Here is a 15437-nt window from a genome sequence, read left to right as displayed (position 1 = left end):
CGGCGGAAGGGTCTCGGGACGATGGTATGCGGCGGTCGTCACGTGTTCCGCCCCGGCACCCCCTCTGTTTTCTCTGTTGTCGCAGGGGTCTCGGCCGCGACTGGGTCACTGTCAGTGGTGGGCCGTAAGGTCTGGGGTCATGGAGACGAGCACAGAGGGCGCGGCCGAGACCCCTGGCGGCGGGATCGCGGAAGCGGATCCGCCGGTCACGGACGAGCAGGCGACGACGCGGGAGACGGCGGCCGTCGTCGAGGCGCCGGTCGCCATAGCGCCCGCGTCCCTGTCGCCCTCGCGTGCCAGTGACTTCATGCAGTGCCCGTTGCTGTACCGGTTCCGGGTGATCGACCGGCTGCCGGAGAAGCCCAGTGAGGCGGCGACGCGCGGCACTTTGGTGCACGCGGTCCTGGAGCGGCTCTTCGACGCTCCGGCGGCGGAGCGGACGCCGCCGCGGGCCAAGTCGCTCATTCCGGGTCAGTGGGACCGGCTGCGGGAGACCCGGCCGGAGGTCGTGGAGCTGTTCGCGGACGATCCGGAGGGCGAGCGGCTGGCGCGGTGGCTGGGTGAGGCCGAGCGGCTGGTCGAGCGGTGGTTCGGTCTGGAGGATCCGACGCGGTTGGAGCCCGCCGAGCGTGAGCTGTTCGTGGAGGCCGTGCTGGACTCGGGGCTGAAGCTGCGCGGGATCATCGACCGGGTGGATGTGGCGCCGACGGGGGATGTCCGCATCGTCGACTACAAGACCGGCAAGGCGCCCAGGCCGGAGTACGCCGAGGGTGCCCTGTTCCAGATGAAGTTCTACGCCCTGGTGGTCTGGCGGCTGAAGAACGTGATCCCGCGCCGTCTCCAGCTCGTCTACCTCGGCAGCGGTGACGTGCTGACGTACGACCCGGTCCTGGCCGACCTGGAGCGCGTGGAGCGCAAGCTGCTCGCGCTGTGGGAGGCGATCCGGGAGGCGACGGAGACGGGCGACTGGCGCCCGCGCCCCACGAAGCTGTGCGGCTGGTGCGACCACCAGGCCCACTGCCCGGAGTTCGGCGGCACTCCCCCGCCGTATCCGCTGCCGGTGAGGGCGGCCGAGTCCGGCGGTCAGGAGCAGGGCAGAATGGGGCCGGACTAGCGAAGGAGACTCACGTGGCCATCCGCGTCCTACTGGTCGACGACCAGCCGCTGCTGCGTACCGGCTTCCGGATGATCCTGGAAGCCGAGCAGGACATCGCTGTCGTCGGTGAGGCCGGAGACGGTCTGCAGGCGCTCGACCAGGTGCGGGCTCTGCAGCCCGACGTGGTTCTCATGGACATCCGCATGCCGCGGATGGACGGTGTGGAGGCGACCCGCCAGATCACCGGCCCCGGGCGGGACGGCCCGGCGAAGGTGTTGGTGCTGACGACCTTCGACCTCGACGAGTATGTGGTGGAGGCGCTGCGGGCGGGGGCCAGCGGCTTCCTGCTCAAGGACGCCCCGGCCAATGAGCTCGTGCAGGCGATCCGTGTGGTGGCGGCCGGTGAGGCGATGCTCGCGCCGAGCATCACGCGCCGGCTGCTCGACAAGTACGCCACGCATCTGCCCTCGGGCGACGACCCCGTCCCGGACACCCTGCACACGCTCACCGACCGTGAGGTCGAGGTGCTGAAGCTGGTGGCGCGGGGGCTGTCGAACGCCGAGATCGCCGCGGACCTGTTCGTGAGCGAGACCACCGTGAAGACGCATGTGGGTCATGTCCTGACCAAGCTGGGGCTGCGTGACCGGGTGCAGGCGGCGGTGTACGCGTACGAGAGCGGGCTGGTGCGCCCCGGCGCGCAGTAGCAGCACGTCGTACGACGGCAGAGGGCGCCCCTTCGTGAGAAGAGGCGCCCTTCGTCGTGTCCGGCCGGTGTCCGGTCTCAGCCCTTGCTGATCTCCCAGAAGCGGAAGACCGTCGAGGCGTCGAGGCAGTACTCCAGGCCGTAGACGTCGTCGTGGACGACCGCGTACTGCTTGGCCTGCCAGAGCGGGATGACCGGGACCTCTTCGGCGACCAGGTCCTGGAGGCGGTCGAAGTCGTTGTCGGTCGCGGCGCGGTCGCTCTGGGCGGCCGTGCGCGGGATGAGGGTGTCGGTGATCGTGGTGTTGGCGTAGTTGTTGTCCAGCACGTTGCCCTTGCCGAAGAAGGGGGCCGTGAAGTTGTCGGGGTCCGGATAGTCGGGCACCCAGCCCTTCACGTAGACGCCGTACTTGCCGTCGGCTATGTCCTTCTCGTACTGCTCGAAGTCGACGGACTTGACGTCGGCGTCGAACAGGCCGCTCTTGTTGAGCTGTCCGGCGATCGCCTTGAGCTCCTGGTCGGTGGCCGGGCCGTAGCGGGTGGGGGTCGACCAGAGGGTCAGCTTGACCTTGCCGGTGATGCCGTCGGCGTTCAGCGCCGCGGCGGCCTTGGACTTGGACGGGTTGGCACCGTAGGTGTCGAAGAAGGCCGTGTTGTGGCCCGCGATACCGGCCGGGATGATCGAGTACAGCGAGGTGGCGGTGCCCTGGTAGACCTCGGTCATGAGGGCGTCGCGGTCGAGCAGGTAGGCGATGGCCTTGCGGACGCCGAGCTGTCCGGCGACCGGGTCCTTCATGTTGAAGACCAGGTGCTGGACCTCGGCGCTGGTGCCGTCGACGAGTTCGACGCCGGCGTCGGTACCGGCGGCCTCGATGTCGGCGATGTCGTCGGCGCTGAGACCTCGGTAGGCGATGTCGATCTTGTTGTCGATCAGGGACTGCTTGAGCTCGTCCTGGTCGCCGTGGAAGAACTTCAGGGTGACGCCGGAGTTCTTTACGTCGGCGGTGCCCTTGTAGTTCTCGTTGACGGAGAAGACGGCCTCGTCGTCGCCGAAGGAGTCCAGCTTGTAGGGGCCGGAGCCGACCGCCTCGCCGTCCTTGCGCAGCCCGTCGGCGTCGTACTGCTGGTGGTCGACGATGGAGCCGGCGCCGGAGGCGATCTTGCTCGGGAAGGTGGCGTCGGGCGTGTTCAGCTTGAAGACGACCGTCTTCTCGTCCGGCGTCTCGACCTTTTCGAGCATGGGGAACATGATCGCGGGGCCGGCGTCGTCGTTGATCTTCAGCATGCGGTCGAAGGAGAACTTGACGTCCTCCGAGGTGAGCGAGTCACCGTTGCTGAACTGCAGGCCGTCCTTCAGCTTGCATGTGTAGACCTTGGTCTCGGTGTCGCTGAACTTGCAGCTCTCCGCGGCCTCGGGCTCCGGCTCCGTGCCGCCCTTGGGGAAGCTCAGCAGCGACTGGAAGACGTTGTTGAACAGGAGCCAGGACCCGGGGTCGTAGCCGGAGGCGGGGTCGGTGGCCAGGACGTCGTCCGACATCCCCATCACCACGGTGGAGCCGTCGCTCCCCGAGCCGCCGCCTTCCGTACCGCAGCCGGTCAGCAGGCCGGAGGCCAGTCCCGCCATGATCGGCAGGACCGGCCACTGGTTACGCATGTTCACTTACGGATGCCTTGTCGTCGGTTGTCGAATCCCGGGGCCGTCGTCCGCGGCCCGGGCAGGGCAGGGCAGGGCAGGGATCAGTCACTCACGCCACGGCCGAGCTCCCACAGCTGAAGGGTCGAGGAGGAGTTGAGGACATAGGCGGTGCCCGTCACGTCGTCGCGGGCGGCGACGTACTGCTTGCCCTGCCACAGCGGCAGCACGGGGACGTCGTCGGCGACGATGTCCTGGATGTCCGTCAGGCTGCTGGAGGCGGACAGCCGGTCGGCCTCGCGGCGGGACTCCGGGATCAGGGTGTTGCGGATCTCGCTGTTGGCGTACGGCGAGCCGAGGAAGTTGTCCTTGTCGAGGAAGGGCGCGAGGTAGTTGTCGGCGTCCGGGAAGTCGGGGAACCAGCCCATGCCGTAGACGTCGTACTCGCCCTTCTGCTCGGCGGGGCGGAAGGTCGCCCAGGGCGTGCCCTTGATGCTGACGTCGAACAGGCCGCTGTCGTTGAGCTGCTTCTGGAGCTGCTCGAACTCGCTCTTGGTGGCGGCGCCGTAGTGGTCGGTCGTGTAGTGCAGGGTCAGCTTGACCGGGGTGGTGATGTTCGCCCTCGTCAGCAGCGCCGCGGCCTTGGCCTTGCTCGGGTCGCCGTACTTGTTGAAGAACGAGTTGGAGTGGCCGGTGATGCTCGCCGGGACCAGCGAGTACAGCGGCTCGGCCTCGGAGCCGTAGACCTTGGAGACGAGTTCGCTGCGGTTGACGATCTGGGCCATCGCCTGGCGCACGGCCTTGGTCTTGACGGTCGCGGCGTTGGTGTTGAAGGCGAGGTAGCGGATCTCCAGGCCGGGCATCTCGACGAGGTCGACGTCGCCGTCCGAGGAGGCGGAGAGCTTCTCGATCTGCTCCGGCGACATGGTGCGGGACATGACGTCGATGTCACCGTCGTTGATGGCGGTGCCCATGGCCTCGGCGTCCTCGAAGGAGCGCAGTTCGACCTTGTCGTTGTTCACCTTCAACGTCCCCTTGTAGTTGGGGTTCTTGGTGAACACGGCGTCGACGAGCTCGTCGTTCTTGACCTCGGCCGACATGGTGTACGGGCCGGAGCCGTCGACGTCGAAGCCGTCGCGCAGGGCGCCCCGCTTGTAGTCGTCGGGGTTGACGATGCCGGCGACGGGGGTCGAGAGCTTGTACGGGAAGGTGGCGTCGGCCGTCTTGAGGTGGAAGATGACCTCGCGGTCGCCCTTGGTCTCGACGGTGTCGACGGTGGACAGCAGGGCGAAGACACCGCTGTCGGCCTTGAGGGAACGGGCGCGGTCGATGGAGTACTTGACGTCCTCGGCCGTGACGGCGTCGCCGTTCGCGAACTGCAGGCCCTTGCGCAGGGTGCAGGCGTAGCGCTCGTTGCCGGTGTCGGTGAAGCGGCAGCTCTCGGCGGCCTCGGGCACGGGTTCGCCCTCGCCGCGCGGCTGGATCATCAGGGTCTGCACGGTCTGGCGCAGGATGTTCCAGGTGCCGACGTCGTAGGCGTACGCCGGGTCGAGGGGCGCGGGGGCCTCCTTCGAGGCGGTGAACCGGTCCGTGGTGCCGACGACGATCGCGTCCCCGCCGCCACTGCCGCCGTCGGACCCGCCGCACGCGGCGAGGACCGGCGCGAGCAGACCGATGACGGCCGGCAGCACCAAAGTCTTGCGGTTCATGCTCGAGTTTCTCCAGAGCTGTTGAGTCCGTGTACCCGGCATGCATGGGTGGTGCGGCGGGTCACGGGGGGTTTCGTCGATGTTCTCGCGACGAGATTAGTCCGCACCCGCACGAGGGTTGACGGCCACCGGAGTTGAGGTGCCATCACGCAGTGAAACCGGGTGTGGACGCATTGAAAACCCGACAGGGGAAGGATTCGTGCAGGGTCCCACCAATCGGGACACAAGGGCACGCGCAAGACGCCCGAACCGGGCGTCGATGCACACACCTCATCGACTGTCGATCCCCCGTCGCGTGGGGAACGTCACATCGGCAACGCTATGTGGCCGTACCGGAATTCAGCCATCCATCGGGCTCGCGAATTCCTTTGCGTGCGCCCGGGAAATGCGGCCTCTATCGGTGTCGCACGCTGGGTGAACGCTCAGCGCATTTCCGTCATGAGGCCGCGCAGAAATGCCAGGTCCACCTCCTCGAGCGAGGTCACGACAGTGCGCCGGGCGGCCGGGGTGATGGGCTGGACCGAGGGCACGGCCACGACATGGCAGCCCGCGGCCTCGGCCGCCGCGATGCCCGTCGCGGTGTCCTCGACGACCGCGCATCTGGCCGGATCCACGCCGAGGCCGGCGGCGGCGAAGAGATACGGGTCGGGGTGCGGCTTGGTCCGGGCCACCTCGTCGCCCGCCACCGTGAGCGCGAAGTACTGGGGGCCGAGCGAGGTGAGCACCCGGTCGATGATGCGCCGGTGCGAGGCGGAGACCAGCGCCGTGGGGATCTCGTACTCGGCGAGCTCCGCCAGCAGCCGGGCGGCGCCCGGCATCAGCGGCAGGGTGCGGCCGATGCGGTCCTCGAACCCCTGGTTGAGCAGCACGGTGAGCTCGGCGAGGGTGATGTCGGCGCCGGTGGCCTCGATGAGGAATCCCGCGCTGCGGGTCATGGGGCCGCCGACCACGACATGGCGCCATGAGTCGTCGAGGGTGTGGCCGAGGCCGGCGAAGATCTCGACCTCGACGTCCCACCAGAACCCCTCGGTGTCCACGAGGGTGCCGTCCATGTCGAGGAGCACCGCCTGCAGCGCTGAGCCTTCGGCCGTACGGGTTACTGGCGCTGGGATCGTGCTGGTCATCCTGGCGCACCTCCTTGAGGGACGATCAGGCCGGCCCCCACGAAGGGGGCCGGCCTGCGGTGGACCGACCAGTGTACGTCGCGGTACGACGACATGCCTTGTTTAACCGGTGTGCCCAGGGGCACACCGGAGTCACGGTCGAGGGGTGCTTCAGCGTGCGTTGAAGTACTTGGCCTCGGGGTGGTGGATCACGATCGCGTCCGTGGACTGCTCGGGGTGCAGCTGGAACTCCTCGGAGAGCTGGACGCCGATGCGCTCGGGCTGGAGCAGGTCGGCGATCTTCGCCCGGTCCTCCAGGTTCGGGCAGGCGCCGTAGCCGAGGGAGAAGCGTGCGCCCCGGTACTTCAGGGCGAACATGTCCTCGATGTCGCCCGGGTCCTCACCGGCGAAGCCCAGTTCCGAACGCACGCGCGCGTGCCAGTACTCGGCGAGCGCTTCGGCCAACTGGACGGACAGGCCGTGCAGTTCGAGGTAGTCGCGGTAGGAGTTCGACTCGAACAGCTTGGCCGTCTCCTCGCCGATGCGGGAGCCGACGGTGACGACCTGGAGGCCGACGACGTCCGTCTCCCCCGACTCCTCGGGGCGGAAGTAGTCCGCGAGGCACAGTCGGCGGCCGCGGCGCTGGCGCGGGAAGGTGAAGCGGGTGCGCTCGTTGCCCTGGTCGTCGAGGATGATCAGGTCGTCGTCCTTGGACACGCACGGGAAGTAGCCGTAGACGACGGCCGCTTCGAGCAGGTTCTCCGTCTGGAGCTTGTCCAGCAGGCCGCGCAGCCGGGGCCTGCCCTCGGTCTCGACGAGTTCCTCGTACGTCGGTCCGTCGCCCGTGCGGGCCTGCTTGAGGCCCCACTGGCCCTTGAAGAGGGCGCCCTCGTCGAGCCAGGTCGCGTACTCCTTGAGCTGGATGCCCTTGATGACGCGGGTGTCCCAGAACGGCGGGGTGGGCACGGGGTTGTCGACGGCGACGTCGGAGCGGACGTGGCCCTCCTCCGGGCGCTCCTCGACCTCGACGGCGGCGGTCGCACGCACCCTTCGCTGCTTCAGCTCGGGGAGCTTCGCCCCGGGCACGCCGCGCTTGACGCCGATCAGGGCGTCCATGAGCCGCAGGCCCTCGAACGCGTCGCGGGCGTAGCGGACTTCGCCCTGGTAGATCTCGTGCAGGTCCTGTTCGACGTACGCGCGCGTGAGGGCCGCTCCGCCCAGGATGACGGGGTAGTCGGCGGCCAGGCCGCGCTGGTTGAGCTCCTCCAGGTTCTCCTTCATGATCACCGTGGACTTGACCAGGAGGCCGGACATGCCGATGACATCGGCCCGGTGCTCGGTGGCGGCGTCCAGGATCGCGGAGACCGGCTGCTTGATGCCGAGGTTGACGACGGTGTAGCCGTTGTTGGACAGGATGATGTCGACGAGGTTCTTGCCGATGTCGTGCACGTCGCCGCGGACGGTGGCCAGCACGATGGTGCCCTTGCCGTCGTCGTCGGTCTTCTCCATGTGCGGTTCGAGGTAGGCGACGGCGGTCTTCATGACCTCGGCGGACTGGAGGACGAACGGCAGCTGCATCTGGCCGGAGCCGAAGAGTTCGCCGACGACCTTCATGCCGTCCAGCAGCGTGTTGTTGACGATGTCGAGGGCGGGAGTGTCCTGGAGGGCCTCGTCGAGGTCGGCCTCCAGGCCGTTCTTCTCGCCGTCGATGATGCGCCGCTTGAGGCGCTCCTCCAGCGGGAGGGCGGCGAGTTCCTCGGCCTTGCCGGCCTTCAGGGACTTGGTGGTGGCGCCCTCGAACAGCGCCATGAGCTTCTGGAGCGGGTCGTAGCCCTCGGCGCGACGGTCGTAGATGAGGTCGAGGGCCGTCTGCACCTCTTCCTCGCTGAACCGGGCGATCGGCAGGATCTTGGAGGCGTGCACGATCGCCGAGTCCAGGCCGGCCTTGACGCACTCGTCGAGGAAGACGGAGTTCAGCAGGATGCGGGCGGCCGGGTTGAGGCCGAAGGAGATGTTCGACAGACCCAGGGTGGTCTGGACGTCGGGGTGGCGGCGCTTGAGCTCGCGGATCGCCTCGATGGTGGCGATGCCGTCCTTGCGGGACTCCTCCTGGCCGGTGCAGATGGTGAAGGTCAGGGTGTCGATGAGGATGTCCGACTCGTGGATGCCCCAGTTGCCGGTCAGGTCCTCGATGAGCCGCTCGGCGATGGCGACCTTGTGCTCCGGGGTGCGGGCCTGGCCCTCCTCGTCGATGGTCAGCGCGATGAGCGCGGCGCCGTGCTCCTGGGCGAGCTTGGTGACCTTGGCGAAGCGGGACTCGGGGCCGTCGCCGTCCTCGTAGTTGACGGAGTTGATGACCGCGCGCCCGCCGAGCTTCTCCAGCCCGGCCCGGATCACGTCGACCTCGGTGGAGTCCAGGACGATGGGCAGGGTGGAGGCGGTGGCGAACCGCCCGGCCAGTTCCTCCATGTCGGCGACGCCGTCGCGGCCGACGTAGTCCACGCACAGGTCGAGCATGTGCGCGCCCTCGCGGATCTGGTCGCGGGCCATCTCCACGCAGTCGTCCCAGCGGCCCTCCAGCATGGCCTCGCGGAACTTCTTCGACCCGTTGGCGTTGGTGCGCTCGCCGATCGCCATGTACGAGATGTCCTGGCGGAACGGGACGGTCTGGTACAGGGAGGCGGCGCCCGGCTCGGGGCGCGGGTCGCGCGGGGTGGGGGTGAGGTCGCGGACGCGTTCGACGACCTGGCGCAGGTGCTCGGGGGTGGTGCCGCAGCAGCCGCCGATGAGGGACAGGCCGTAGTCGCGGACGAAGTTCTCCTGGGCGTCCGCCAGGCCCTCGGGGCCGAGCGGGAAGTGCGCGCCGTCCTTGGTGAGCACCGGCAGGCCCGCGTTGGGCATGCACAGCAGCGGGATGCGGGAGTGCCGGGCCAGATAGCGCAGGTGCTCGCTCATCTCGGCGGGGCCGGTGGAGCAGTTCAGACCGATCATGTCGATACCGAGCGGCTCCAGCGCGGTCAGCGCGGCGCCGATCTCGGAGCCGAGCAGCATGGTGCCGGTCGTCTCGAAGGCCATGGAGACCACCAGCGGCACCTCGGTGCCGGTCGCCTCCATGGCGCGGCGGGCCCCCAGGACGGAGGCCTTGGTCTGGAGCAGGTCCTGGGTGGTCTCGACGATCAGGGCGTCGGAACCGCCGGCGAGCAGGCCCTCCGCGTTGGCCTGGTAGCCGTCGCGGATCGTGGTGTAGTCGATGTGGCCGAGGGTGGGCAGCTTGGTGCCGGGGCCCACGGATCCCAGGACCCAGCGCTGACGGCCGTCACGGGCGGTGAACTCGTCAGCCGCTTCGCGGGCGATACGGGCGCCCGCCTCGGAGAGCTCGTGCACGCGGTCGGCGATGTCGTACTCCGCCGCGGCCGTGTGGTTGGACCCGAAGGTGTTGGTCTCGACGCAGTCCACGCCCACCGCGAAATACGCGTCGTGGACGGAGCGGACGATGTCCGGGCGTGTCAGGTTCAGGATCTCGTTACAGCCTTCGAGGTCCTGAAAGTCCTCCAGCGTGGGGTCCTGCGCCTGCAGCATGGTGCCCATCGCGCCGTCGGCGACCACCACACGGGTGGCGAGCGCCTCGCGGAGCGCGGACACACGGGTCCGGCTGTCGGCGGAAGGGGTCGGTGGCAACGAGGCCATGAAAGGGCTCCCTTTGGGTGCGACGGCTGTCGGCTTTGCGTCCTGCCGCGGGGCTTCCCACAACGGGCGCACGCCGTCAGGGTAGCCGGGACCCGACCCGGACGGTCGGAGCGTCCACGGGACGGACGAGGATGACGGGCAGGTCGTTCCCGGGATACGAGTGACGCTCGTGCGCATCACGAGTGACGTGAAGGTGTCGTACGACCATTGGCGGTCGGTCGGCATGGGCTAGTAGTGTTCGACATTGCCGAACAGCGGCAGCGACGTCGCGGGTCGACGGCGAAGGGGACGGAGGCAGAACGGCGATGGCACGGAACATCCAGTCGCTCGAACGGGCGGCCGCGATGCTGCGCCTGCTCGCGGGCGGCGAGCGACGGCTCGGCCTCTCGGACATCGCCTCGGCCCTGGGCCTCGCCAAGGGCACCGCGCACGGCATCCTGCGCACCCTCCAGCTGGAGGGGTTCGTCGAGCAGGACGAGGCCTCCGGGCGCTACCAGCTGGGCGCCGAGCTGCTGCGCCTGGGCACCACCTATCTCGACGTGCACGAACTGCGGGCGCGCGCCCTGGTGTGGACCGACGATCTGGCCCGCTCCAGCGGCGAGAGCGTCTATCTGGGGGTCCTGCACCAGCAGGGCGTGCTGATCGTGCACCACGTCTTCCGGCCCGACGACAGCCGGCAGGTGCTGGAGATCGGGGCCATGCAGCCGCTGCACTCCACAGCGCTGGGCAAGGTGCTGTCGGCGTACGACCCGGTGGCGCACAGCGAGGCGATCGAGGCGGACCGCAAGCCCTTCACCGATCGCACGGTGTGTGAGCTGGAGGAGTTCGAGAACATCCTCGACATCACCCGCGCGCGTGGTTACGCGGCGGACGTGGAGGAGACCTGGGAGGGCGTGGCCGGTGTGGCCGCCCCCATCCACGACCGGCGGCGGATGCCGGTGGGTGCCGTGTGCATCACCGGGGCCGTGGAGCGGCTGTGCCGGGACGGTGAGCTGCGTCCCGAGCTGATCGCGGCGGTGCGGGACTGTGCCCGCGCGGTGTCGCGGGACCTGGGCGCGGGGCGCTTCTAGAAATCGGTAAGACCACACCGGGACGTTCTTCACGGCGTTCCGGTCCTCCCCATACCCTGAAGCGGACATATCGGGCGAGGCCTTCTAGCGGCCCCGTACGAAGATCGATAACTCACAGCAATCAATAACGATCGCGCTTTCGACAACAGAACCCTTGACGCACATGTAACGCCGGAGCGAGACTCCCGTCCATCGGTCGGCATTGTCGAACACCTACCGGCAATACGCGCTAGAGTGTGACAACGCCAAGGGCCGGCATCGCTCTCACCCGAGAGCAGCTCGAACCTCCGGAGGGACCCGGGGTTCGGTCCCCTGGACGAAGGACAAAGGAGTCGCGGGTGTCCAGCTCCGACATCTTCATCGGCGAGACCATCGGTACCGCCATACTCATCCTGCTCGGCGGCGGCGTCTGCGCGGCCGTCACGCTGAAGGCCTCCAAGGCCCGCAACGCCGGCTGGCTGGCCATCACCTTCGGGTGGGGTTTCGCCGTACTGACGGCCGTCTACACCTCCGCGCCGCTCTCCGGCGCGCACCTGAACCCGGCCGTCACCCTGGCGCTCGCGCTCAAGGACAACGGCATCGAGTGGAGCCAGGTCCCGACCTACTGGGGCGGACAGCTCCTCGGCGCCATGATCGGCGCGGCCCTGGTCTGGGTCGCCTACTACGGCCAGTTCCACGCGCACCTCACCGACAAGGAGATCGTCGGCGGTCCGGGGGCGCAGGCCACCAAGGCCAAGGCCGTCGAGGCCCAGGAGCAGGGCGCGGGCCCCGTCCTCGGCATCTTCTCCACCGGTCCGGAGATCCGGAACGTCGTGCAGAACCTCGCCACGGAGATCATCGGCACCGTCGTGCTGGTCCTCGCGGTCCTCACGCAGGGCCTCAACGACGGCGGCAACGGCCTGGGCACCCTGGGCGCCCTGATCACCTCGCTGGTCGTCGTCTCGATCGGTCTGTCTCTCGGTGGCCCGACCGGCTACGCGATCAACCCGGCCCGTGACCTCGGCCCGCGTATCGTGCACGCCCTCCTGCCGCTGCCCAACAAGGGCGGCTCGGACTGGAGCTACGCGTGGATCCCGGTGGCCGGTCCGCTGATCGGCGGCGCGATCGCCGCGGGCATCTACAACATCGCTTTCGCTTAGAAGCAGCCCTAGCAAGCAGTCGTAGACAGTCCCCTCTTACTTACGGAACCCAGGAGCACACCGTGACCGACGCCCACACCGCCGGCCCCTTCATCGCCGCCATCGACCAGGGCACCACCTCCAGCCGCTGCATCGTCTTCGACCGCGACGGACGTATCGTCTCCGTCGACCAGAAGGAGCACGAGCAGATCTTCCCGAAGCCGGGCTGGGTCGAGCACAACGCCACCGAGATCTGGACCAACGTCGAGGAGGTCGTCGCCGGAGCCATCTCGAAGGCCGGCATCACCCGCGACGACATCAAGGCCATCGGCATCACCAACCAGCGCGAGACCACGCTGCTCTGGGACAAGAACACCGGTGAGCCCGTCCACAACGCCATCGTCTGGCAGGACACCCGCACCGACGCCCTGTGCAAGGAGCTCGGCCGCAACGTCGGCCAGGACCGCTTCCGCCGCGAGACCGGCCTGCCGCTGGCGAGCTACTTCGCGGGCCCCAAGGCCCGCTGGCTGCTCGACAACGTCGAGGGCCTGCGCGAGCGCGCCGAGGCCGGCGACATCCTCTTCGGCACCATGGACACCTGGGTCATCTGGAACCTGACCGGTGGCGTCAACGGCGGCAAGCACTACACCGACGTCACCAACGCCTCCCGCACCATGCTGATGAACCTCCACACGCTGGAGTGGGACGAGAAGATCGCCGAGTCCATCGGCGTGCCGCTGTCGATGCTCCCGGAGATCCGCTCCTCCGCCGAGGTGTACGGCGAGGTCACCGGCGGCAAGCTGGGCGAGCTGCTCGGCGGCATCCCGGTCGCCTCGGCGCTCGGTGACCAGCAGGCGGCCCTGTTCGGCCAGACCTGTTTCGCCGAGGGCGAGGCCAAGTCGACGTACGGCACCGGCACGTTCATGCTCATGAACACCGGCGAGAAGATCATCAACTCCTACTCGGGCCTGCTGACCACGGTCGGCTACCGGATCGGCGACGACAAGCCGGTCTACGCCCTGGAGGGCTCGATCGCCGTCACCGGTTCGCTGGTGCAGTGGATGCGCGACCAGATGGGCCTGATCTCCACCGCCGCCGAGATCGAGACGCTCGCGCTCTCCGTCGAGGACAACGGCGGCGCCTACTTCGTGCCGGCCTTCTCCGGTCTGTTCGCCCCGTACTGGCGCTCCGACGCCCGCGGTGTGATCGCCGGTCTGACCCGGTACGTCACCAAGGCGCACCTCGCGCGTGCCGTCCTGGAGGCCACCGCCTGGCAGACCCGTGAGATCACGGACGCCATGACCAAGGACTCGGGCGTCGAGCTCGCGGCCCTCAAGGTCGACGGCGGCATGACCTCCAACAACCTGCTGATGCAGACCCTCTCGGACTTCCTGGACGCCCCCGTGGTCCGTCCGATGGTCGCCGAGACGACCTGCCTCGGTGCCGCCTACGCCGCCGGTCTCGCCGTCGGCTTCTGGACCAGCACCGACGACCTGCGTGCCAACTGGCGCCGGGCCGCCGAGTGGACCCCCCGCATGGACGCGGACGCCCGCGACCGTGAGTACAAGAGCTGGCTCAAGGCCGTCGAGCGGACGATGGGCTGGCTCGAGGACGAAGAGAGCTGACCAGAGCCACTCGCAGGCTCAGCACGCTCTGATGAGGAGTAAGAACCCGAAATGACCAGTCAGACCACCCTGCAGTCCGTGCCTGCCCTCGGTACGCGCCCGGCCTCCGGCTCCAACCCGAGCCGCGCCGAGACCCGGGAGCAGCTCTCCAAGGCGTCGTACGACCTTCTCGTGATCGGCGGCGGCATCCTGGGCATCTCCACCGCCTGGCACGCCGCGCAGTCCGGCCTGCGGGTGGCCCTGGTCGACGCCGGCGACTTCGCCGGCGCCACCTCTTCCGCCTCCTCCAAGCTGCTCCACGGCGGTCTGCGCTATCTGCAGACCGGCGCGGTGAAGCTGGTGGCGGAGAACCACTTCGAGCGCCGTGCGGTCTCCCGCCAGGTGGCCCCCCACCTGGCGAACCCGCTCACCTTCTACCTCCCCGTGTACAAGGGCGGGCCGCACGGCGCCGCGAAGCTCGGGGCGGGCGTCTTCGCCTACTCCGCGCTCTCCGCGTTCGGCGACGGCGTCGGTCACCTCCTGTCCCCCGCCAAGGCGGCGCAGGACGTGCCCGAGCTGCGCACCGACAACCTCAAGGCCGTGGCCGTGTACGGCGACGACCAGATGAACGACGCGCGCATGGCGCTGATGACGGTCCGCGCGGCCGTCGAGGCGGGCGCGGTGGTCCTGAACCACGCCGAGGTGACCGGCCTGCGGTTCACCAAGGGCCGGGTCACGGGCGCCGAACTGCGCGACCGCCAGTCCGGCGACGAGTTCGGCGTCAGCGCCCGGCTCGTCCTCAACGCGACCGGCCCGTGGGTCGACCACCTGCGCAAGATGGAGGACCCGAACGCGGCCCCGTCCATCCGCCTCTCCAAGGGCGCGCACCTGGTCCTGAAGCGGACCGCGCCGTGGAAGGCCGCGCTGGCCACCCCCATCGACAAGTACCGCATCACCTTCGCCCTCCCCTGGGAGGACATGCTCCTGCTGGGCACCACGGACGAGGAGTTCGAGGGCGACCCGGCGGACGTCTCGGTCACCGAGAAGGACACGGCCCAGATACTCGACGAGGCCGCGTTCTCCATTCGGGACCAGCAGCTCGACCGTGACCTCATCACGTACGCCTTCGCGGGTCTGCGGGTGCTGCCGGGTGGCCCCGGCGACACCGCGAAGGCCAAGCGGGAGACCGTGGTGACCGAGGGCAGGGGCGGCATGCTGTCCGTCGCGGGCGGCAAGTGGACGACCTTCCGGCACATCGGCCGTACGGTCATGCAGAAGCTGGAGGCCTTGCCGGGCGCTCCGCTGGGTGACGACTACGAGCCGGTCTCGTCCCTGCCGAAGAAGCTGCCGCTGCCGGGTGTCGCCAACCCACGCGCGGTGGCCCACCGTCTGCTGGTCGACAACCCGGCGCCGGGTCCGCGCATGGCGGCGGACACGGCCAAGCACCTGGCCACGCACTACGGTTCGCTGGCCTTCGACATCGCCCGGCTGGCGAACGACAACCCGGAGCTGGCCCAGCGTGTCCACCCGGACGCCCCGGAGATCTGGGCGCAGGTCGTCTACGCCCGGGACAACGAGTGGGCCGAGACGACGGACGACGTGCTGCGCCGCCGTACGACGCTGACGATCCGCGGTCTGGCCACGGACGAGGTCCGCGGCAAGGTCCAGGACCTGCTCGACAAGAAGTAGACCTCGGGCCGGCCCCTCCCTGACCT

The 15437-nt window shown here is 68.9% G+C and carries 10 protein-coding genes; 6 read left to right on the top strand and 4 right to left on the bottom strand.

Features of this window, described 5'->3' with window-relative positions; all coding sequences use genetic code 11:
* The first annotated feature begins 139 nt into the window (after window positions 1-139).
* Window positions 140-1114, top strand: a complete 975-nt coding sequence (locus ACFY0U_RS29020) for a RecB family exonuclease (protein ID WP_388640797.1) — start codon at window positions 140-142, stop codon at window positions 1112-1114.
* Window positions 1115-1128: 14 nt separating this feature from the next.
* Window positions 1129-1800, top strand: coding sequence for a response regulator transcription factor (locus ACFY0U_RS29015; protein ID WP_046263744.1), 672 nt, complete (start codon window positions 1129-1131; stop codon window positions 1798-1800).
* A gap of 77 nt (window positions 1801-1877) precedes the next feature.
* On the opposite strand, the gene ACFY0U_RS29010 is transcribed toward ACFY0U_RS29015, so the two are convergent.
* From ACFY0U_RS29010 to metH, 4 genes are all read right to left on the bottom strand, one after another.
* Window positions 1878-3458, bottom strand: coding sequence for an ABC transporter substrate-binding protein (locus tag ACFY0U_RS29010; RefSeq protein ID WP_388640795.1), 1581 nt, complete (start codon window positions 3456-3458; stop codon window positions 1878-1880).
* A gap of 77 nt (window positions 3459-3535) precedes the next feature.
* Window positions 3536-5140, bottom strand: a complete 1605-nt coding sequence (locus ACFY0U_RS29005; RefSeq protein ID WP_388640792.1) for an ABC transporter substrate-binding protein — start codon at window positions 5138-5140, stop codon at window positions 3536-3538.
* A 422-nt stretch (window positions 5141-5562) separates the two neighbouring features.
* Window positions 5563-6264 carry an HAD family hydrolase gene (locus ACFY0U_RS29000; RefSeq protein WP_388640790.1) on the bottom strand — a complete coding sequence of 234 codons (702 nt, stop codon included), beginning with the start codon at window positions 6262-6264 and terminating at the stop codon, window positions 5563-5565.
* 150 nt (window positions 6265-6414) lie between these two features.
* The gene (metH, locus tag ACFY0U_RS28995; RefSeq protein ID WP_388640787.1) at window positions 6415-9930 is read right to left on the bottom strand and encodes a methionine synthase; all 3516 of its coding nucleotides are present in this window, start codon (window positions 9928-9930) and stop codon (window positions 6415-6417) included.
* 305 nt (window positions 9931-10235) lie between these two features.
* Here metH and ACFY0U_RS28990 point away from each other — a divergent pair, with 305 nt between their 5' ends.
* From ACFY0U_RS28990 to ACFY0U_RS28975, 4 genes are all read left to right on the top strand, one after another.
* A complete protein-coding gene (locus ACFY0U_RS28990) occupies window positions 10236-11000 on the top strand; it encodes an IclR family transcriptional regulator (protein ID WP_388640784.1) in 765 nt (254 codons plus the stop codon).
* Window positions 11001-11338: 338 nt separating this feature from the next.
* On the top strand, window positions 11339-12139 hold the full coding sequence (locus tag ACFY0U_RS28985) for an MIP/aquaporin family protein (RefSeq protein ID WP_388640781.1): 801 nt from the start codon (window positions 11339-11341) through the stop codon (window positions 12137-12139).
* Between the two features lie 62 nt (window positions 12140-12201).
* Window positions 12202-13743, top strand: a complete 1542-nt coding sequence (glpK, locus tag ACFY0U_RS28980) for a glycerol kinase GlpK (protein ID WP_388640779.1) — start codon at window positions 12202-12204, stop codon at window positions 13741-13743.
* 51 nt (window positions 13744-13794) lie between these two features.
* Complete coding sequence (locus ACFY0U_RS28975; RefSeq protein ID WP_388640776.1) at window positions 13795-15411, top strand: FAD-dependent oxidoreductase; 1617 nt, start codon at window positions 13795-13797, stop codon at window positions 15409-15411.
* Window positions 15412-15437 lie beyond the last annotated feature (26 nt).

It is taken from the genome of Streptomyces sp. NPDC001536, assembly GCF_042894505.1.
Classification (GTDB): domain Bacteria; phylum Actinomycetota; class Actinomycetes; order Streptomycetales; family Streptomycetaceae; genus Streptomyces.
This window is presented reverse-complemented; position numbering and strand designations above follow the sequence as displayed.